Source organism: Niallia sp. WK069_GA_01 (genome assembly GCF_983173855.1).
On the sequence record NZ_OZ470138.1, the window covers coordinates 3,127,695 to 3,148,754 of the forward strand.

A 21,060-nucleotide genomic window follows, 5' to 3' on the forward strand; every position below is an offset into this window, starting at 1 on the left:
AGCGCTTCCTCCTTATCTTATATAACCTTGATTGGCAAAATCCCGAAGCAAGATTGTTTGAATATCTTTAGCATCTGTAGCCAGCATGTAGTGCACTCCATATTTCGCACAAAGTAAAGCTAGTTCTTTATTATGTTCTATCACTCTTTTTTTGTACATTTCTAAAATATTCTGATTCATACTTACATCGACAGTTGACTGATTTTCACTGTCTAGCAATTCCATATCCCCATGAAAAGCAGGATTTAATTCTTCTTCACTTAACAGCTGAATGAGCCAAATGGAATAATGACCAGTGTGAACCCGTTGAAAAAACTCAACAAAATGATGGATTGGCTCTAATCCGTCAGTAATTAAAATGGTCAGATTTTGCTTCTTTGTAATAGCCTTTCCCAGGGGCTCGATAAAGCTTGTCGATTCACTTTCTTCTTGAAAATCCATTATTTCATAAAAGGTTCTTTTACTATGTACGGCACCTTTTCTATAAAAGGTGCTTTTTGGCGAAGTCATGGCAGAAAAGAATAAACGATCCTCATGTACTAAGGTTAAAAAGCTTAAACTTGCTGCTAGCTGCTTAGCCAATTCCCACTTACCAGCAATCGACTTCATGGAGGAAGTCGCATCTAAATATATACTAGTAAGCACTTCTTTTTCATCCATAAATCGTTTTATGTATGCTTTATTTGTGCGTCCCATGACATTCCAGTCAATTTGCCGTATATCATCGCCTGGCTGGTATTTCTTATAATCAGAAAATTCCGTAGAGGACCCAATTGTAGCGGATTTTCTTTTTCCAATTTGCATTCCTCTTTTTTTATTAGTAAGTTGAAGACTTTTCCTTTGCAGTCGACTTAATAATTGGTGATATTCTCTCATTTTCCTCTTCCTGTTTCGATGCTGATTGTTTTTTGTAAAATATCTTCTATTACTTTATCAACCGTAATTCCGGCAATTTCTCCTTCAAAGTTCAAGCTAACGCGATGTCTTAAAACGGGAAGTGCTGCATGACGGATATCTGCGATTGAAACATGAAGTCTTCCTAAAGACAATGCTCTTGCTTTTGCCATCGCAACCATACTCTGGAGCCCACGGGGTCCACTGCCATATTGAATATATTTTTTTCCTAAATCTGTTGCATCTTCTGAGTCTGGATGGGTAGCAGCTAGAATATTTACAGCTGTATTAAGCATTTCATCTGCAAAAAGAACCTTTTTTGCAAGCTTTTGAAGAGATAACACTTGTTCCACTTTTGCTATCTTTTTGAGACGCACTTGTTCCGCATTAGTTGTTTTCAAAATAATTTCTTTCAGCTCTGCTTTTGATGGATATTTAACGATGAGTTTACATAAAAACCGATCAAGCTGTGCTTCTGGCAAAGGATACGTGCCTTCCATATCAATTGGATTTTGTGTTGCCAGAACAAAAAATGGAGAATCGAGTTCTTTTGTATCCCCCATTATCGTCACGGTTTTTTCAGCCATTGCCTCAAGGAGGGCGCTTTGTGTTTTCGGTGTAGCACGATTAATTTCATCAGCTAACACAATATTTCTAAATAATGGCCCTTCATGAAATTGAAACTGCTGTTTTCCCGTTTCATCTGGTTGCAAAAGCATCGTTCCAGTAATATCTGCCGGCATCAAATCTGGTGTAAATTGAATTCTTGCAAAGCTCAAATCAAGTACTTCCGAAATAGTCCGAATTATCTAACGAACAAAAAAATGCATTAAATCAATTATCAGGATATGATGGAAAACTAACAGATGAACAGCTTAAACAGTTAATGAAGCAGATGGAAGATAATATGAACTCAGAGAGTAAACTGCAAGAATTGGCTACAGCTCAAAAAGAACTTTCTAATGTTCAGAATTATCTGCAAAAAGAAAGCGTAGCAAATGGTATTTCTACGCCAAATTCAAATACGAACACCGCGCAAAATACAAATCAGACGACGAATAATCAAAATGCACAAAATAATCAACAAGCAAATAACGGAAATGCTCAAAAGAATTCTGCTAATTCAAATGGAAATAAAGGCAGTGGAAAAGGCTCTGGAAACGGAAATGGAAATGGCAATGGCACTGTAGTTTTTTCATTTCCTTTTCCATCGACTGAAACGCTTTTTTTACGGTATCTGTTTTTATTAACTCTTTATCCACTTTTTTTAATGTATCGGCTACCTGTTTATTTGTTTCCTTTGTCACTTTTTTATCTAGCTCTTTTTTTGTTTTAGCAATAACGTTTATTTCTTCTTCCTTTTTCTTTCCTAATTGAAAAGTAGAAGACGGAAATTGCAAAAGAACAGTATAAGAAGCAAAACATAAAAAAGATAGCACTATTAATTTAGGATAAAAAAAGTGCTTTTTTCTTTTTAACACATGACGCTGTTTTGTTCTCATTTCTTTTAGTGCCTGTTCCACCACTAATTGTTCCATTGCACCATCATTATTTACATAATGAAACCCTGTAAGGGCATAATCTTCTGCAACATATGTATTAAACAAAGTTACCGTTTCCTTGCTGGTAGGACGCTTGAACCATAAACGAAGAAGAAAGACAACGAACAGGAGGAAGAAACTAATAAGAATGTACCAATTTAGAAAAGGAATAATCACAAAATTTGCCAACAGATAACTGAATAAGAGGACAATCCCTGCTTCTAAAAGCAGGAATTGTATTTCTTTTATCAATAACTCCATAAACAACGATCTTTGAACGGGTTTAAGCAACGAAAAAAACTTCTTTTGATTATTCATTTTGAACCCTCACTTTTATTTTGCCTTTTTCATATTCGGTCTAAGTCTGCGGATGCTCATCAAAAGCGAACCAATAATAATGATTGAATAGGAAATAATATAAGCAATCCATATTGGAAATTCTATCCCGGATTGTCCTTTTATTTCAGCAAGAAGCTCCGGTTCAAACATGCCTGCTAAAATTAAGCCTGGATTTAACATCGCAATAAAATAAAAATAAGGAGAATCAGCAGGCTGGCCTTGGGTATTAATCATCGCAAGCTGATACACTATAAGCGCAATGACAGCTGTTCCACCTGCAATAAACAAAACGGAACTGTAGGTTGTAACCATTGAAACAATTGTTTTTCTAATTAAAGTAGAAAATAATACACCTAAACTTCCAACTGCAATCATTGTAAACAAAAAGAACAAAAAGGTATACAAGAGCTGCGTTGGCGAGATTCCTCCATATAAAAATACCAAACTATATAAAGGCAAACTTGCAAATAACAAAAGTACTAAATAAGAAAGAGAAGACAATAATTTCCCAATAACAATTCCTGTACTGCTCTGTGTGGTTGTAAGCAGCATATTTAATGTCTGTCTTTCCCTCTCACTGCTGATAACTCCACCCGTTAAACCTGGCGTAATAAAAAGAATTAAACCTAATTGGAGAAACGAAAACAGCATAAACATGACACGGCTGTTTTCCGGTTTAAAAAATCCATTTGCATTGGACATAATTTCTATATACATATAACCGCATAAAAGAATGCTTAATGCGAGTAAATAAAAGAGCAGCCCGAGAAAACTCTTTCCAGAACGAAATCGTAATTTAAGCTCTTTACTTAAAACCGGATTCATAAACAATGTCTTCAAGAAAGATCAACCCCCTTTGTAATTTCCATAAAGATATCTTCTAAATTCGTTTCTGCATGTGAAAAGCTAACAATAGGAATATTTGATAGCATCGCATTTTTTAATAAATTCATTTGATCTTCTTCCGTGCCATTATATAAAAATTGAACGGTTTTATTGTCTCCAGTAGTTTCCACCTTTGACACTTGAAAATTTTCTTCTAAAAAACGAATCGTTTTTTCTACATCCAGTGTAATCACTGTAATTAATTTCTCGCTCTGCAGCTTTTTCTGTATGTCAGAAACCGTTCCTTGTGCTACCATTACACCTTGATCTAAAATTCCTATCACATCACACATTTCTGCTAACTCCGGCAAAATATGAGAAGAAATCATAATCGTTTTACCCATTTTCTTTAACTCTTTTAGTACTTCCCTCATTTCTACACGAGCTCTTGGATCTAATCCTGATGCAGGTTCATCCAAAATCAGAACAGCAGGATCATGAATGAGACTTCTTGCTAAACAAAGACGCTGCTTCATTCCTCTTGATAATAAATCAACATATTCTCCCCGTTTATGCGATAGATTTACTAGTTCTAAAAGCTGCGGAATTAAACTTTGACGCTCCTGTGCACTAATTCCATAACTTGCCCCATAAAAATCCAAATACTCCTCTGCTTTTAATTGATCATATACACCAAAAAAATCAGGCATATAGCCAAGTTGTTTTCTTACTTCTTTCGGTTCTTCCATAATATTAAACCCATTTATATATGCAGTGCCGGAAGTGGGTGCCAAAAGAGTCGAAAGCATCGAAAATGTTGTCGATTTTCCTGCCCCATTTTGACCGACAAACCCAAAAACGGTGCCTTTTTCAATTGTTAAATTTAATGGATGCAGTGCAGTAAACTTTCCGTATTTTTTGGAAAGATTATGAATTTCTATCATTCTTTTATCTCTCCTTTTAACTTAATGTTCGGAAGTGATACATATGGATCACCATTCGAATTCTTTTTAATGCCAAGCGTTATTTTACCTTTCACTGATACATATTGATCTACTTCCTTTTTACGTACAGAAAAAGACCCGCTTATATCTTGATATTTTTTCGTTTTATTATTATAGATAGTAAAGTTGGCTCCTCCTGCTCCATTGCCTTGAAGGGTTAATGACTCAAATGAAATTTTATTCAGGTTAAAAGAGTCAGGTATTTGGTAATAATAGTTGTATTCGCCATTTTCAAGCATTAATCCCTTAGACATATAGGAACCATTGTAGACAGCACCATTTAAAATATTAATACTCTTATCGAAATTTTCTTCAGTAAAGGTAATATTGCCTGCAAAATGATTATGTAACGAAATAGGTTCCATAATAATATTCGTATTATTTTTCTGCACTTTTTTATGTGCTAGATTGACAGAAGTAATTTCATCATTCGTTATGCCATAAATAATAGGTTTGCTTTCATTATTTAATCCTGAAAGACTTTTTTGCGAAATAGCAGTTTCTACTACTTTTTCACGGAATACGGTTAAATCTTTCCCTTTATAATCCCCAGGATAAATCCCTTGATAAGTTGAATCAACAGGCGCCGTAAAATAAGCAGTTTGTTTTTTTGCATCAATTGTTTTGGTTTCTCCAGCTTTTAAACTGCCGATTTTGATTTTATCTTTCCCAGACCAAATATAAACAACTGAAAAGTCATAGGGAAAATTATTTTTCACAGTACCAGTAAGTTTTTGAGGAGTACTGTTTAAATGTTGTTCAAACCCGCCTTTTAGTGGTTTCATTGCTTTTCCAATAATGGTTCTATTTGACCAATATTCCACATCAGAGAAATTAATTTCATTCATTTTCCGCTTTTCTTCTATTACGGCTTCTATTTTTTTATTCGTGTATCCTATATATGGAATTGGTTCATATTCTGACTTATTATACGAGATTGTATAATCACCTGCATTATTGCTTAATAGTGTCGTAGCATGATAGCCAGTTAAATAGTTATTTTCATATTGAAATATACCCATTTGATTAAATTTGGATGATTGAATTCGGTCCTTTGCCCCGATGACAAAGAGTGCTATCGAAAGACAAATGGCAATTCCAGGGATAATCCACCAAGCATATTCTCTTTTATCCTTTTTCTTTAATACAAAATACAGCACTGGCACGATAACTAGGAGATAGCTGAGTAAAATGCCAATGATTAGCGGAATAGAAAAATTAGAGCCTTTAAAATACTCGTTGAATTCAAAAAATGATTGATACATATCATTGAAAACAGTGTTTGAATACTGTTGATTATTTAGTGGCTGCATCTTTTCCGACAGAAATAATTGTTCAAACCAATCAGCATAGCTATCGGAAGCTAAAAGACTTGGATCATGAAGAGAAAATGCGGTTTGTACGATCAACCCGTTTCCGACCGTTTTTTTCGCAATAAGCGGATTGTTATTGCTGCCGGTTATCATTTCTGCTCCATTTGCAAGGGTTGTTTCATAAGCCGGCAGTGAAAAATCATTGAACTTTCCATTATGTATACTATTACTTGAAATAGTAATTTCTTTGCCAAGTTGTAATGGCAAAAGGGGTTGAATAGTAGCCAGATTCTGCTCACTGTTCGGTTGACTTCCTGTTATCAATACTCCACCTTTGACAATCCAGTCTTGAATTGCCTTTTGCTTCAGTTCGCTTAATTCAGTGAGGGAAAAATTATCTATTAATAAGTAGTTTACACCTTCTAAACCAATAGAACTGTCTGGTATTCTATCTTTTGTTAATTCCATTGTTTTCATAGAATCGTTTTGCAAATCACGTAAATCTTTATATTGATCATATTGATCGCTTAGTATCGCAAACGTATAGTCTGTTATAAAATTTGTTTTAATATTTTTCGTCCCGGTAAAACTCACTTCTTCGCCGTCCTGCCAATCTCCTTTAAACAAGCGAATCGTATTATTTCCATTAGCAAATCCATCTGAACTTAGACCAGCAAGGGAAATGGAATATGTTTTTTTGCTGTTAGCAGGCAAATCAATCGCTAATACTTTGCTGCCTGCCGTTTCATATGTAGAAGCATATGGCAACAATAGATTCCCTTTAAATGTCTTTCCGGTATTTTCAATGGAAATGGTAATAGGATATCCTTTCCCCTCTACAACTTTCCCATCAAATCCAACTTCTGTTGATATTTTCAAATCACTAGCAAGCTTCTTTGCAAAAGCGCCTTTTTCCGTAATAGCAAATAAAAATAAAATAAACATAAAAATAAGTATTGCCTTTTTTGAGGTCTTCAAAAATTAATCCTCCATTCCAATAATAAAACAGTAATTTTTTTCTTCCACTAAATAAACGATGAAAAGTGTTCTTTCCCCTACACCTTTTTTATTTTTTTGAAATGTTTTTAAAAAACGACATTTCTATTTGTCTTTTTCCACTTTATTGTAAAATCCAACAATTATCAACCTGAAAAATAAGTCATTACAAAATAATCTTGGACGAAAAAAACACAAAATAGCTTATTAAACCTAGCTTTAAACAAAGAAAGGACATAATCCATTAATCAAGCTAACCTTGATAAGCGCTTATATATGTAATAAAATCAAAACGCTGCATGGGATGGCGATAACTAATACGCCAATAATTTTCAATCGAATTCCAGATAAGCTGGTTAAAAATAAATTTTCTTCTTCTATTGTTAACAGATGCTTCGATTCTGTTTGGACTAGTTGACGGTTTGTTAATGTCGATCCTAATTGTGAGAAGGCATGAGTTTGTATTTTATGGCCTTTTCTTGCAAGAAAAATGCCAATAACAATTATTATAATTACAACAGTTTGAATAAACATTGTACTCCTCCTTTTACGCAATCTTTCGTATTATTTAGTATTCTTCTTTTTGTTTTTTTTAGTCTGCCTTGACAAGATAATGCACGCGACACACTCGAATAGAATACACTTCACTTTCCATGGGGCATTTCACTGCGGGTGCTCAGTCTTTCCTCTACTTCCCACAGGAGTCGAGTGTCTTCAGGCTGCGGGTGATTACTACAAACCTTCTTTTTTACATAAATAAAAAACCCAAACCATGATACGAGATATTTTTACATCTTCGTATCATTGTTCGGGTTTATCTTCGGCTGGAATACTTATGTCCCAGCTTCCTTCTTTTTATTCTTCTGTTTCTTCAACTAAATCGGAAAAAAGTCCGTACACGTATTTTTCTGGATCAAATGGTTGTAGATCATCCATCTTTTCTCCAAGTCCGACTAATTTAACTGGGATATTCAATTCATTGCGAATGGCTAAAACGATGCCGCCTTTTGCTGTTCCATCTAATTTGGTAAGAACAATACCATTAACATCTGTTGCCTCTTTAAATGTTTTTGCCTGTATCAATGCATTTTGCCCTGTTGTTGCATCCAATACCAATAGAACTTCGTGTGGCGCCCCTGGAATTTCTCTTTCAATCACTTTTTTTACTTTTGCTAACTCATTCATTAAGTTTACTTTGTTTTGCAAACGGCCGGCAGTATCGCATAAAAGAATATCTGCTTGACGAGATTTCGCTGCATGCACGGCGTCGTACATCACAGCAGCCGGGTCAGAACCTGCCACTTGTTTTATCACTTCAACGCCTACTCGTTCTCCCCAAATTTCTAACTGCTCAATAGCGCCAGCACGGAATGTATCGCCTGCTGCCAAAAGGACTTTTTTGCCTTCTTCTTTGTAAGAATGTGCAAGTTTACCAATCGTTGTTGTTTTCCCAACTCCGTTTACACCAACAAATAAAATAACGGTAAGTCCATCCTTTTGTATATTAATGGTTGGGGAAGTATCGCTGCCATTTTGATAAATGCTGACAAGTTTCTCAGAAATAACAACTTGTACTTCTTTCGGATCTTGAATATTTTTCCGCTGTACTTCCTTTTTTAATTCATCAATTAGTTCCATAACTGTATCAAAGCCAACATCTGCTCCAATTAGGATTTCTTCTAATTCTTCGAAGAAATCTTCGTCCACTTTTCGGTAGCGGGAAACAAGATCATTCACTTTTTCGGAAAAGTTGTTCCTTGTTTTCGATAATCCTTGTTTAAATTTATCTGATACAGTATTTGTTTGCTGCGACATTTTTTCTTTTAATTTTTTAAAAAAACTCATTATTTCCCTTCTTTCGTAAAAAACGTAAGTATGTTGTTCATCTCGGAAAAATAATGTTCTACAGACTCAAAAGTTCCTTTTACTTTTTGAGTCTAGAGATTATCTTTCACAGGTGTAAGGTGCTGAAGCTAGTCAGTAATTTAACGTGAATTAATACATTCTCATGCTTTTTAATCTTTGCTATATAGACTGGTCATTTTTAGAAAAGGCTCCACTGAAAAGAGGGTTTCGCTCTCTCGAATAGTCCGCAGTCAGAATACACTTCGCTCTCCATGGGGCGAGCGGTGAGCCTCCTCGTTTCACTGCGTGGTTTCACCATCCCCATAGGAGTCTTCGTATATTCTGACTGCTCCCTGCATCCACTAACAAAAAACTTAGGGAATTCCGCTTCTTTTCGTGTGCCATATTGCAATTTGGTTGCATGGTTTCTATCCTGCAATGCGGCGGGTTCTTAATTCGTTCGTGCCCAATCTATTAAAAAACAACAGGCTATTATATTAGAGCTGATAAAGTTTGTTTAGTTTGCTACTAGGCTTTCCATTTCGCTTAATCTTACGGATACTAGTTTGGAGACGCCTGATTCTTGCATGGTGATTCCATATAAACAATCTGCTTCTTCCATTGTTCCTTTTCGATGGGTAATCACAATAAATTGTGTTTCGCTGCTATATGATTTTAAGTATGAACTGAAGCGGAATACATTCGCTTCGTCTAACGCAGCTTCTACCTCATCTAATATACAGAATGGTACTGGACGAACTTTAAGAATAGAAAATAATAAGGCGATGGCAGTTAATGCTCTTTCCCCACCTGATAACAGACCTAAGTTTTGTAGTTTTTTCCCAGGAGGCTGTGCAACAATATCTACTCCCGTATTTAAAAGATCTTCAGGGTTAGTTAAGCGTAAATCCGCTCTCCCTCCGCCAAATAAGGCTTGAAAAACAGGCTCAAAATGTGTTTTGATCCCAACAAAGGTTTGCTCGAATCTTTTTTTCATTTCATCATCCATTTCATCAATCACTTGATAAAGGGTATCTTTAGCATGTTCTAAATCTGTTTTCTGCTCTAATAAAAAGTCATAGCGTTCCGATATTCGCTCGTATTCTTCAATTGCCCCAATATTGACCGTACCCATTTCTTCAATGGCCAATTTTATTAATTTTACTTTTTTGCGTGCCTCTTCCACTTCAATGGTCATTGGATAATCAGCTTTAGCACCTTCATATGTCATCATATATTCTTCACGCAGGTTTGAAAGTCTTGTATCCAGCTCCACATCTATACGATTGAGTTTTACTTCTTCCTCATTTAACGCTTGAACCATCCCCCGGTGAATGCGACGATGTTCCTTTATTTCTAGTTCCACATCTTCCATAGCTGCTTGAAGTTGAAGGCGTTCTTCTCTTCTTAAAGAAATTAACGAGATCGTTTCATTTTTTTCTTGCAGCTTTTGTTCAGCTGCACTTTCTAAATATTCTTCACCAGAATGACTTGTTGTCATTTCAGATGAAAGAAGTTCCAAATCTTCTTTTACATTTATCCATTTTTCTTCCTGCTCTTTTAAATCGTTTGTTTGAAGAGAAAGTTTCTCTTCTGCATGAGTTAATTGCTGCTTTTTGGCAGCATACTGCACTCTGAGTTCTCCTATTTCATTTACAACTGTTTCTTTTGATAAACTTTGTTTATTTTTTTTATCTGTTAAAACAGTTATTTCTTGATCGAGTTTGTCAATCTTTTGCTTCATTATTTCCAGTTGTTGTATTAGTTCCTTGTGTCGTGTTTTTAATGTTTGATTTTCTTGAACAAAGTCCGCTTTATTACGGTCATATAAAGATAATTTATCATTCATTGTTCTTTCTTCAAACTCTATTTCCTTTAAGTCATCTTTCCATGACTGCATTTGAAAACGAAGGTCCTCAGTCTGAACCCGGATGCTTTCTAGACTTGCTTCTTCTATTTGCAAAGTGCTCTTCCCTTTTTTCAGCTGATCCTCTAATTTAAGGGATGACTTTTCCATATCAAAAATCTTTGCTTTTAACTCTTCTAGTTCACCTTTACGTGTTAATATCGATGCCGTCTTTTGTTTTAAAGCTCCACCCGTCATGGAACCGCCTGGATTTACTATTTCGCCTTCTAAAGTTACAAATCGGGAGCGATATTGCAATAGCTTAGCCATTTCGTTGGCACCTTTTAAATCTTTTGTAATAATGACATTGCCTAATAAATTGCTCATAATATTATGATACTTAGAATCATAACGTATAAGATTAGCTGCAACGCCAATGAAAGACGGATGGTTTTGAATAAGTCGAAGCTGTGAGTCTGCTAATGATTTACCTTTAATAACATTCATTGGCAAAAAAGTAGCTCGTCCAAATGCATTCTTCTTTAGAAAAGCAATTGCTTGACGCCCATTTTGCTCTGTTTCCACAACAATATGCTGCATGCTTGCTCCAAGGGCAATTTCCATGCTCACGCTATATTGTTTTGGTACATGCATTAATTCAGCAACCGCACCATGTATACCTTCCAATGCTCTTTCTCTTGCTTTTAAAACTTCTTTAACTCCTTGGAAAAACCCAGCATAATCATCTTCTAGTTCTTCTAGCATCTCTTTGCGCGACTTTGCCTGCTGAATAAATTGATACGACTGATACAATGATTTTTCTATTTTCTGCAGCTTGCCTTGAATATCGCCAACGGCTTCTTGTTTTTCTTTCAAGGACAAATCCGCGTGATTAAGCTCTGCACAAAGCTGTTCTTGCTTTTCAATAATTGTTTGTTTTTTTTCTAGTATTTCTTGTCTTTCACTTGTATATTTTGCATTATCTGCTTCCAACTGAGTGGTTCGTCGATCTTGACTTTCCAGCTGTTGATTAATATAGTTTATTTCATTTTTTGCAGCAGCTTGCTCATTTAAAAGTTCGATATAATCACTTTTTAATGTTTCAATCAACTCTTCTAAATTTTCATTAAATAACAGCAAATCTTTTTCATTTTTCTTTAAACGTTCATCAATTTGCTTTGCTTCTGCTTGAAGCATCTGGACAAACTGCTGTTGCTTGCTTTTTTCAGTTGTCAGCTCTTGTACCCTTACTTCCAATTCCTGCTTGTTTTTCTCGAGCTGTTCACGGTTTTGTGTAGCATTCTTTTTTCTTTCCTTTAAAACTTCCTTTTTACCTTCTAATTTCTCTAATTCTTCACTAACTAACAGCAGTACTTGTTGGAGATCATCAATTGATTCATCTAGAGCAGCAATATGATTTTTTGTTTCTTCCATCTTCGCTTCTTTTCCTTGTAAAAGAGAAGAAATCTTTAATTCTTCTGCTTTATAATGAGCGAGCTGATTAGAAATATGCTCGTATTTTTTATGAGCTAACTCGATATCATAAACCATTAATGCAACTTCAGTTTGTTCTAAATTTTCTTTTTGCTCTAAATAGTCTTTTGCTATCGAACTTTGAATTTTTAAAGGCTCTACTTGACCTTCTAGTTCAAACAAAATATCATTTACACGATTTAAGTTTTCTTGCGTTTCTACAAGCTTGCTTTCCGCTTTCTTTTTTCGTGTTTTATATTTTAAGACACCTGCTGCTTCTTCAAATATGGAACGGCGTTCTTCAGCTTTACTGTTTAAGATTTCTTCTACTTTTCCTTGACTGATAATGGAAAACGCTTCTCTTCCTAAACCAGAATCCATAAATAAATCAACAATATCTTTTAAACGACAGTTTTGTTTGTTAATAAGAAATTCACTTTCTCCTGAACGAAATACTCTTCTTGTTACACTCACTTCATGATAATCCAACGGAAGAACATTATCCTCATTTTCTAGCGTTAAGGTTACTTCAGCAAAGTTCACAGCATTTCTTGTATCACTTCCTGCGAAAATAACATCTTCCATTTTACTTCCCCGCAGAGATCTGGCAGATTGTTCTCCCAGTACCCAACGAATGGCATCTGTAATATTGCTCTTACCACTGCCATTTGGACCGACTACTGCTGTCACCCCTGGTACAAAATCAACAGCAATTCGATCTGCAAACGATTTAAAACCAATCACATCCAACCGTTTTAAAAACATCTTCCTCACCCCCGGTTCTTTTCTGTTTGTGTTTACCTGCTGCTGTTTTTGGTGTGATTAAGAATTGTTGTTATTTTTCTTTTTCCGTACTTGTAATTTGTTCTTTTTTTACCAATTTATCGTTGCTCGCACTACTTGTTTTTAACATGGATAAAGCCATTTGAGCAGCATGCTGTTCTGCTTCTTTTTTCGAACGGCCAGTACCACGGCCAAGCTCTTTGTCATTTAAAAAGACTTGGGAAACAAATTCTCGATTATGTGCTGGCCCTTTTTCCATTAAGATTCGATATTCTATCGTACCAAAAACGTCGCGTTGCACATATTCCTGAAGCTGACTTTTAAAATCCATCACATGAGAAAAAGCACCGGCATTTATTTTTGGAAATATCACTTTTTCTAGGAAGTTTACCACTGTGTCAATTCCTTGATCTAAGTAAAGAGAACCAATAAATGCTTCAAAAACATCTGCAAGCAATGCTGGTCTTGCTCTGCCTCCTGTCATTTCTTCTCCTTTTCCTAACAAAACAAAACTGCCGAATGATAGTTCGTTTGCAAAGGTCACAAGAGAAGGTTCGCATACAATTGCAGCTCGAAGTTTCGTCAATTCCCCTTCACTCATCATCGGATATTTTTTAAACAGGAATTGTGAAACAGTCAGTTCCAAAACTGCATCTCCTAGAAATTCAAGTCTTTCATTATCTTCATGCGGTTTTCTACGATGCTCATTCACATATGATGAATGGGTAAAAGCTTGTTTTAATAATTTTTCATTTGTAAATGGGATACCAAGTTTTTGTTGTAATTCTTTTATTTTTTTATCATTTGGTCGATTCATTCTTTTTTCTTTTCCGTTGCCTCGCATTTTGCCTCCACCTTAGCCCTAAGATTACATATCCATTTTAAGTTTAAGTAAAATAGATAAAAAACGCAAAGAAACTTGGAAAGTTTTTTTCTTTCCAAGCGTTTATCATCCATCCAATAAAGCACCTTTTTACTTTGTTAGACAGTCTGAAAAGTGATTCTACATTCACTTTTTCTACACACTGAAAGCTCCGCTGTAAACGGAGCTTTAAAGTTTTCGACTTAACGATTACTTATGTAATTAACAGCATCACCTACTGTAGCAATCTTTTCAGCGTCGTCGTCAGAAATCTCCATATCGAACTCATCTTCTAATTCCATAACAAGTTCTACTACATCTAGAGAGTCTGCACCTAAGTCATCTTTAAAAGAAGCTTCAAGTTTCACTTCAGATTCTTCTACACCAAGACGATCTACAACGATTTTTGTTACACGTTCTAATACATCTGCCATTTCCAATTCACCTCCTCTCAAATGCATTATAGAGTATTTTTGCTAAATAATAAATGCTCTTTTTTTTACAGTTCCATTAAAAATGATAAAAATATCTTTTTTTAACAGATTCAACTCTTTTGAAGAGTCCAATTACATATACATACCGCCGTCAATATGTAATGTTTGGCCTGTTATATAACCACTTTCATCGGATGCTAAGAAAACAACTGCGTTTGCAATATCTTCTGGATTTCCAAAAGCACCTAAAGGTATTTGGCTGAGCATTGCCGTCTTTACATCATCTGTTAGTTTACCCGTCATATCGGTAGTAATAAACCCTGGTGCAATCGCATTTACAGTAATATTTCTTTGTGCAAGCTCTTTTGCAGTTGTTTTCGTAAATCCTATTACACCTGCTTTTGCAGCAACATAGTTTGCCTGCCCAGGATTTCCTGTTACTCCAACGATAGAAGTAATATTAATAATACGACCTTTTCTTTGCTTCATCATCGGACGCGTAACCGCTTTTGTGCAGAGAAAAACACCTTTAAGATTCGTATTAATAACATCATCCCACTCTGATTCTTTCATACGCATTAATAAATTATCTTTTGTAATACCTGCATTATTTATTAAAATATCAATTGTACCAAAAGCTGCAAGCGTTTGTTTCAACATATCAGCTACGGATTCACTATTTGACACATCACATTGAATGGCAATTGCTTCTCTTCCCATATCTTTTATTTCTTGTACCACTTCGTTAGCACGATCAACACTTCCAGCATAATTCACTGCTATATTTGCACCTTGTTTGGCAAGTTCTAATGCAATTGATCTGCCAATTCCTCTTGAAGCTCCTGTTACTAGCGCTGTTTTCCCTACTAATTTCATGTTACATTTCCTCCTTTAATGCAGCAGCAACTGATTTGCTTGTTTCTTCATCATAAACAGAGAAAATGCGTGCTTTTCTGTTAATTTTTTTCACTAAACCAGCCAATACTTTTCCTGGCCCGATTTCAATAAAGGTATCTACACCAAGTTCCATCATTTTGTTCACAGAGTCTTCCCATAATACTGAAGAATACAATTGCTCTATTAAAAGCTGCTGAATTGTTTCCTTTTTTTCAACTGAATCTGCTGTCACATTTGCAATAACAGGAATTTTAGCGTCATTCATTTTGATTGCATCTAAACATGCAGAAAACTTATTTGCAGCTGGCTTCATTAAAGCGGAATGAAATGGACCACTAACTTCTAAAGGAATCGCCCTTTTCGCTCCTGCTTCCTTTGCTTTTTCACATGCAATTTCTATCCCTTTTGCCGTACCAGAAATCACAATTTGTCCTGGACAGTTCAAGTTAGCCAATTGTACAGAATCTCCTGCTTTTGTAACAGTTTCTGTTACTTCTGTTAAAGCATTTCTATCTAATCCTAATATGGCAGCCATAGAGCCTTCACCTGAAGGAACAGCCTCTTGCATATATTCACCACGTTTGCGAACAGCCTGCACAGCATCTTCAAATGCTAGTACCCCACTTGCCACTAATGCCGAATATTCTCCCAAGCTATGTCCTGCAACATAATCTGCTTGAACTCCAAATTGTTTAAAATGCTCTAATAACGCAATGCTTGTTGTTAACAGAGCTGGCTGTGTATTATATGTTAATGTCAATTCTTCTTTTGGTCCTTCAAAAACCAGCTTGCTCAATGGAAAACCCAGCTTTTCATCCGCTGTTTTAAAAAGAGAAGCAGCCGCTTCAAAATGATCTGCCAGCTCTTTACCCATTCCAACCGTCTGAGAGCCTTGACCAGGAAAAATAAAAGCAATCTTACCCATAAATAACATCCTTCCTTTCCTTTTTCTTAAAACAGCAGCAAACAATGAAACCTCTCATTCACGCTTGCAGCTATTCTTTTATTTTTTCTATCGTTGTTTTAATTGTGTGAATTACTTCAGACTGTACTACTTCCCTCGCCTGTCTGACCGCATTATAAATAGCATTGCTGTCAGAAGAGCCATGTGCTTTAATCACAGGTGCATTTAAACCAAATAGAGCAGCACCGCCGTATTCTGAATAATCCAGTTTATTGCGAAGCCCTTTTAAACTCGGCTTTAAAATGCTTGCAGCTAGTTTTGTTTTCAGATTGCTGGTAAGGGCTGTTTTTAACATTTTAAAAATCGATAATGCTGTTCCCTCAATCGTTTTCAATACCATATTCCCAGTAAATCCATCTGTCACCACTACATCACAGACTCCGTCTAATAAATCTCGCGCTTCGACATTTCCGATAAAATGGATATGACTATTCTTCTGTAAAAGTTCAAATGCATTTTTTGTTAATTCATTTCCCTTTTTTTCTTCCGTTCCGATATTTAATAATCCTACTCTTGGCTTTTCTATGCCAAGTACTTTTTCCGTATAGATGCTTCCCATTATAGCGTATTGTTCTAAATGAATCGCTTTTGCATCCACATTCGCTCCAACATCTAATAAAAGAAAGCCATCTCCTGCAATTGTCGGTAGAGTTGGCGAAAGAGCAGGACGCTCAATGCCATCAATTCGGCCGATACAAAATAGTCCAGCTGCCATCAAAGCACCTGTATTTCCAGCAGAAATAAACGCATCTGCTTTCCCTTCTTTTACTTGATTTGCACCAAGCACCATACTTGCATTCTTTTTTTTGCGTACAGCACGAACAGGTTCGTCTGTCCCAAGAATCTTTTCTTCTGTATGGATAATTTCAATTCTTTCATTATTTGTTAAATAGGATTGGATCTGTTTTTCATCCCCGATAAGAAGGATTTCCACATCACTAAATGCTTGTATCGCTTTTTCGGCACCTAAAACGATTTCCTTTGGCGCGTGATCTCCACCCATTGCATCAATAGCAATTTTCATATCCTTATCTCCTGTTAATCATTATTTTTTTACACGATACATTTCAAATTCGCCTTTAAAAACTAATTCTGCATTAACAAAACTATTAACTTCTACAAAAGTCCTGTCTTTATTTGCATCTATATGAACCACTTTTGCTTTTGCGATTATTCTTTCTCCTAATTTAACAGAACGGGTAAAATGAATATTTGCCTTAGCCGTAAGAGCAAAATCAACATTAATTAATGCAACTGCCAATGAATTTGCTTGTGCAAATAAATAATGTCCCCTCGCTATCCCATTACGCTGAAAAACATGCTCTTCATTCACTTCAAATATAGAAATAGCAGAATGATCTAGGTCCATATCAATAATTTCTCCAATTACCTCTTCTAGCGGCAATGATTTTACTTCATCATCAAATGTTTTTTCTGCAACGTTTTTTATCCGTTCTCTTAATTCAGGAATCGATAATTCCAAACGATCAAGGCGAATCGTTTGTACACTAACAGAGAATTTTTCTGCCAATTCTTCATCTGTAATAAAAGGATTTTCCTTAATTGTCTCCACCAACAACTGTTGGCGTTCCTTTTTACTTCTTCTCATTTGCAACACCGTCCGTGATATTAAGACTAGGTACTAATAGTAGTATATAAAAAAAAAAGAAAGATTGCAAGAAGAAAAGCGGAAGCGCCTTGGTAGCCCCGACAAGCAAATGTTCTGGCCGATAAAAAGGGCTTTCTCCTTTTAATCGGACAGGTTATTTGACTCGAGGGGCTAGGCGCTGCAGCTGGACAATGAAAAGCGGAAGCGCCTTGGTAGCCCCGACAAGCAAATGTTCTGGCCGATAAAAAGGGCTTTTTCCTTTTAATCGGACAGGTTATCTGACTCGAGGGGCTACCAAGGCGCTGATAAGATCCAGGCGCAGAATCAGTAGATAATGCTTTATTTATTTTCCGCTTCTCTTATATCATTTAATCTAATTTCTCCCCCTCAAATACACCTGTTTCTTCTAGCAAACGCCGTAAACGCTCATATTCCGGATGATCCCAGAATGCAGCTGATTCAATAAGAATTGCCGCATCATTTCTAGCTGTTTCTAATACTCGGTAATCATGCACCATATCCGCCATCTTAAATTCAGGCATTCCACTTTGCTTTTTACCGAAAAAATCTCCTGGCCCCCTTAGTTCTAAATCTTTTTCACTAAGAACAAACCCATCATTTGTTTCCGTCATTATTTTCATCCGCTCTTTCCCAACATCTGTTTTCGGATCTGCCATTAAAACACAATACGATTGCGCCTCCCCACGGCCTACTCGCCCGCGAAGCTGATGAAGCTGTGATAAACCAAATCTTTCGGCATCATAAATTAACATAAAGGTTGCATTTGGCACATTGACCCCTACCTCTACTACGGTTGTGCTGACAAGTACTTGAATGCTATTGCTGCTGAATTTTTTCATCATTTCATCCTTTTCATCAGGATGAAGTTTTCCATGCATCAAACCAACTTCGTAGCGATTTTGAAAAAAAGTTGAAAGAGCAGCATGTACATCCATTGCATTTTGAACATCCAATTTTTCTGATTCTTCAATCAGCGGACAAATCACATAGCTTTGTCGGCCTTGGGATAACTCCTTTTCCATAAATTGCAGAATTCGAGTCAGCATATCATGTTTGGCCCAGTACGTTTCAATACTTTTTCTGCCAGCAGGCATTTCATCAATAATGCTGACATCCATTTCACCAAATACCGTGATAGCAAGTGTTCTCGGAATTGGTGTTGCTGTCATAAACAGCACGTCAGGACTTTCCCCTTTTTCTCGTAAAACTCTTCTCTGATTTACACCAAAACGATGCTGTTCATCCGTAATGACTAAACCTAAAGATTGAAACTCTACTTCCTCTTGTATAAGTGCATGTGTACCAATTAGTACATGAATATTTCCCTCTTTTAATTCCTGTAATAAGGCTTTTCTTTTTTTGCCTTTTACTGAACTTGTAAGTAGAGCACACGTAATGCCAAACGGGTCAAACATCTTTTGCAAAGATTCCGCATGCTGTTCTGCTAATATTTCTGTAGGAACCATCAATGCCCCTTGATAGCCAGATAGAATAGTAGCATATAAAACAATTGCCGCAACAACCGTTTTTCCAGATCCAACATCTCCTTGTAAAAGACGATTCATTCGATAAGGACTTTTCATATCTTTTAAAATTTCATTCACTACTCTTTTTTGAGCATTTGTTAATGGAAATGGCAAACTATTAATAAAATCTTTTAGTGCATCTATTTTGTATTGCTGCTCCATTCCTTTAGAGTTTTCCCGCTCATATTTTCTCAATGCCTGCATTTTTAATTGAAATAATAAAAATTCTTCGTAAACGAAACGGCGCCTTGCTTGTTTTAAGTCTTCTCTGCTAGCTGGAAAATGAATCGTGCGAAGTGCTTCGCTTCTTGGCAGCAAACGATATTTTAATAACAAGGAATTGGGGAATATTTCTTCCAACTTGTCCTCATATTGAGATAAAGCAATTGAAATAAATTTTCTTAATCCTTTTACGGTAATATTTCCTTTAACCGCATAAACTGGTTCAAAATCCTGGCCTTTTTGATTGCTGCCGACTTGAAGATGATTTGCTGTTATTGTCTGCCTGTGCTGGTCCCATTTTCCAGTTACCGTAACTAGTTGATTAATTGCCAATTTGCTTTTTAAATAATGCTGATTAAAAAACACGACACTTATTAAAAGATTCCCTATTAATACTTTTATCGTTAATCGGGATCTTTTTTTTCCGTAAAAAACAAGGGAAGGTTCACTATGAACTTTCCCTTCTACCGTCACTTTTTCTTCATGTTTTATCTCTTCTAGGTTTCGAAGCCGATAATCTTCATAACGATAAGGAAAATATTCTAGCAAATCATAAATAGTATAAATATTCATTTCTTCTAGTTGCTTTTTTGTTTCAGAGCCAATGCCTTTTATCTGATCTAGTGATTGAAGCAATACGTCGTTCATTTTATAACGCAGCTTTCCCAAATATTTCTGCCTCTAATTTGCGTGCAGTTGGTGTTGCTGCCAATCCTCCTTGCGCTGTTTCTTTTAAAGCAGTCGGCATCGATAATCCAATACGGTACATGCTGTCAATTACTTCATCACAAGGTATACGGCTTGTAACGCCTGCAAGCGCCATATCAGCTGCTATCATAGCGTTGGCTGCCCCCATTGCGTTTCTCTTTACACAAGGCACTTCTACTAGCCCGGCAACTGGATCACAAACTAGCCCTAACATATTTTTTAACGTAATAGCCATCGCATTTGCACTTTGATCCGGAGTGCCGCCAGCCATCTCCACAATGGCTGCAGATGCCATTCCTGCTGCTGATCCCACTTCAGCCTGACATCCTCCTTGTGCTCCAGAAATACTAGCATTATTTGCCACTACGAACCCAAATGCTCCGGATGTAAACAAAAAGGCTAGCATTTGTTCTCTTGTTGGGTTTAATTTATTTTTTACAGCAAATAATGTTCCTGGAACGACACCTGCTGATCCTGCAGTCGGCGTGGCACAAATAGTCCCCATTGCCGCATTTACTTCATTTGTTGCTACAGCTTTACTAACTGCATCTAAGATTATTTCTCCGGATAAAAAGTTTCCTTTTGCTATATATTTTTGAAGAAGGACTGCATCTCCGCCTGTTAAACCTGAATGGGAGACGACGCCAGTTAGCCCTCTCTCTACTGCTTGTTCCATTACTGTTAAATTGATATCCATTTGAGCAATTATCTCTTTTCTTGTTCTTCCTGTTGCTTCTATTTCCTGTTCTATCATTATTTCTGAAATAGGCATTGCTTTTGTATTTGCCATTTCTACCAATTCTGCAACATTACGAAACATTTAGATTCCTCCCGCTTTTTATTTATCTTACTATCATTCTAAAGATTTTATAGATTACCCTGAAAGAAGATTTGTCTCTTGGCTCTCTCAAATTAGTCCGCAGCCGGCATACACTTGTCTAAAGAATAAAAATAGTAA

The 21,060-nt window shown here is 36.1% G+C and carries 16 protein-coding genes and 1 pseudogene; all 17 read right to left on the minus strand.

What is annotated here, in order from left to right; genetic code table 11:
* Positions 1-12: 12 nt before the first annotated feature.
* The 17 genes and pseudogenes from AC5LWL_RS14925 to sdaAA all read right to left on the minus strand — a co-directional run bounded on the left by AC5LWL_RS14925 (position 13) and on the right by sdaAA (position 20,922).
* The gene (locus AC5LWL_RS14925) at positions 13-876 is read right to left on the minus strand and encodes a DUF58 domain-containing protein (RefSeq protein WP_493435045.1); all 864 of its coding nucleotides are present in this window, start codon (positions 874-876) and stop codon (positions 13-15) included.
* A pseudogene (locus tag AC5LWL_RS14930) lies at positions 873-1,703 on the minus strand (AAA family ATPase); the annotation flags it as partial. The gene AC5LWL_RS14925 and the pseudogene AC5LWL_RS14930, both read right to left, overlap by 4 nt.
* Before the next feature lie 309 nt (positions 1,704-2,012).
* Entirely contained in the window at positions 2,013-2,753 is a 741-nt protein-coding gene (locus AC5LWL_RS14935) for a hypothetical protein (protein ID WP_493435046.1), read from the minus strand.
* A 15-nt stretch (positions 2,754-2,768) separates the two neighbouring features.
* Positions 2,769-3,614 carry an ABC transporter permease gene (locus tag AC5LWL_RS14940; protein WP_493435047.1) on the minus strand — a complete coding sequence of 282 codons (846 nt, stop codon included), beginning with the start codon at positions 3,612-3,614 and terminating at the stop codon, positions 2,769-2,771.
* Positions 3,611-4,543, minus strand: a complete 933-nt coding sequence (locus AC5LWL_RS14945) for an ABC transporter ATP-binding protein (protein ID WP_493435048.1) — start codon at positions 4,541-4,543, stop codon at positions 3,611-3,613. Before AC5LWL_RS14945 ends, AC5LWL_RS14940 begins: the two co-directional genes overlap by 4 nt.
* The gene (locus tag AC5LWL_RS14950; RefSeq protein ID WP_493435049.1) at positions 4,540-6,894 is read right to left on the minus strand and encodes a DUF8725 domain-containing protein; all 2,355 of its coding nucleotides are present in this window, start codon (positions 6,892-6,894) and stop codon (positions 4,540-4,542) included. The genes AC5LWL_RS14945 and AC5LWL_RS14950 overlap by 4 nt, the downstream gene beginning before the upstream one ends.
* 288 nt (positions 6,895-7,182) lie before the next feature.
* The gene (locus AC5LWL_RS14955; protein ID WP_493435050.1) at positions 7,183-7,446 is read right to left on the minus strand and encodes a hypothetical protein; all 264 of its coding nucleotides are present in this window, start codon (positions 7,444-7,446) and stop codon (positions 7,183-7,185) included.
* 321 nt (positions 7,447-7,767) lie between these two features.
* Positions 7,768-8,757, minus strand: a complete 990-nt coding sequence (ftsY, locus tag AC5LWL_RS14960; RefSeq protein ID WP_493435051.1) for a signal recognition particle-docking protein FtsY — start codon at positions 8,755-8,757, stop codon at positions 7,768-7,770.
* Positions 8,758-9,274: 517 nt separating this feature from the next.
* Positions 9,275-12,841, minus strand: coding sequence for a chromosome segregation protein SMC (gene smc, locus AC5LWL_RS14965; protein WP_493435052.1), 3,567 nt, complete (start codon positions 12,839-12,841; stop codon positions 9,275-9,277).
* 70 nt (positions 12,842-12,911) lie between these two features.
* On the minus strand, positions 12,912-13,703 hold the full coding sequence (gene rnc, locus AC5LWL_RS14970) for a ribonuclease III (RefSeq protein ID WP_493435053.1): 792 nt from the start codon (positions 13,701-13,703) through the stop codon (positions 12,912-12,914).
* A gap of 221 nt (positions 13,704-13,924) precedes the next feature.
* Positions 13,925-14,155, minus strand: a complete 231-nt coding sequence (locus AC5LWL_RS14975; RefSeq protein ID WP_445488310.1) for an acyl carrier protein — start codon at positions 14,153-14,155, stop codon at positions 13,925-13,927.
* 132 nt (positions 14,156-14,287) lie between these two features.
* The gene (gene fabG / locus AC5LWL_RS14980) at positions 14,288-15,031 is read right to left on the minus strand and encodes a 3-oxoacyl-[acyl-carrier-protein] reductase (RefSeq protein ID WP_493435054.1); all 744 of its coding nucleotides are present in this window, start codon (positions 15,029-15,031) and stop codon (positions 14,288-14,290) included.
* Position 15,032: 1 nt separating this feature from the next.
* Positions 15,033-15,977, minus strand: a complete 945-nt coding sequence (gene fabD / locus AC5LWL_RS14985; protein WP_493435055.1) for an ACP S-malonyltransferase — start codon at positions 15,975-15,977, stop codon at positions 15,033-15,035.
* A gap of 70 nt (positions 15,978-16,047) precedes the next feature.
* Positions 16,048-17,040, minus strand: a complete 993-nt coding sequence (gene plsX, locus AC5LWL_RS14990; RefSeq protein WP_493435056.1) for a phosphate acyltransferase PlsX — start codon at positions 17,038-17,040, stop codon at positions 16,048-16,050.
* 21 nt (positions 17,041-17,061) lie between these two features.
* Complete coding sequence (gene fapR / locus AC5LWL_RS14995; protein ID WP_493435057.1) at positions 17,062-17,625, minus strand: transcription factor FapR; 564 nt, start codon at positions 17,623-17,625, stop codon at positions 17,062-17,064.
* A gap of 368 nt (positions 17,626-17,993) precedes the next feature.
* Positions 17,994-20,042: an ATP-dependent DNA helicase RecG gene (recG, locus tag AC5LWL_RS15000; protein ID WP_493436620.1), complete on the minus strand. Its 2,049-nt coding sequence runs from the start codon at positions 20,040-20,042 to the stop codon at positions 17,994-17,996.
* A gap of 1 nt (position 20,043) precedes the next feature.
* Positions 20,044-20,922, minus strand: coding sequence for an L-serine ammonia-lyase, iron-sulfur-dependent, subunit alpha (sdaAA, locus tag AC5LWL_RS15005; protein ID WP_493435058.1), 879 nt, complete (start codon positions 20,920-20,922; stop codon positions 20,044-20,046).
* Positions 20,923-21,060: the final 138 nt, after the last annotated feature.

Bases quoted from the DNA above. Each gene is read 5' to 3' on its own strand.
- sdaAA (WP_493435058.1), bottom strand. From the start codon at position 20,922: ATGTTTCGTAATGTTGCAGAATTGGTAGAAATGGCAAATACAAAAGCA.
- AC5LWL_RS14945 (WP_493435048.1), bottom strand. From the start codon at position 4,543: ATGATAGAAATTCATAATCTTTCCAAAAAATACGGAAAGTTTACTGCA.
- fabG (WP_493435054.1), bottom strand. From the start codon at position 15,031: ATGAAATTAGTAGGGAAAACAGCGCTAGTAACAGGAGCTTCAAGAGGA.
- rnc (WP_493435053.1), bottom strand. From the start codon at position 13,703: ATGCGAGGCAACGGAAAAGAAAAAAGAATGAATCGACCAAATGATAAA.
- fapR (WP_493435057.1), bottom strand. From the start codon at position 17,625: ATGAGAAGAAGTAAAAAGGAACGCCAACAGTTGTTGGTGGAGACAATT.
- AC5LWL_RS14975 (WP_445488310.1), bottom strand. From the start codon at position 14,155: ATGGCAGATGTATTAGAACGTGTAACAAAAATCGTTGTAGATCGTCTT.
- smc (WP_493435052.1), bottom strand. From the start codon at position 12,841: ATGTTTTTAAAACGGTTGGATGTGATTGGTTTTAAATCGTTTGCAGAT.
- AC5LWL_RS14955 (WP_493435050.1), bottom strand. From the start codon at position 7,446: ATGTTTATTCAAACTGTTGTAATTATAATAATTGTTATTGGCATTTTT.
- AC5LWL_RS14925 (WP_493435045.1), bottom strand. From the start codon at position 876: ATGAGAGAATATCACCAATTATTAAGTCGACTGCAAAGGAAAAGTCTT.
- AC5LWL_RS14935 (WP_493435046.1), bottom strand. From the start codon at position 2,753: ATGAATAATCAAAAGAAGTTTTTTTCGTTGCTTAAACCCGTTCAAAGA.
- fabD (WP_493435055.1), bottom strand. From the start codon at position 15,977: ATGGGTAAGATTGCTTTTATTTTTCCTGGTCAAGGCTCTCAGACGGTT.
- ftsY (WP_493435051.1), bottom strand. From the start codon at position 8,757: ATGAGTTTTTTTAAAAAATTAAAAGAAAAAATGTCGCAGCAAACAAAT.
- recG (WP_493436620.1), bottom strand. From the start codon at position 20,042: ATGAACGACGTATTGCTTCAATCACTAGATCAGATAAAAGGCATTGGC.
- plsX (WP_493435056.1), bottom strand. From the start codon at position 17,040: ATGAAAATTGCTATTGATGCAATGGGTGGAGATCACGCGCCAAAGGAA.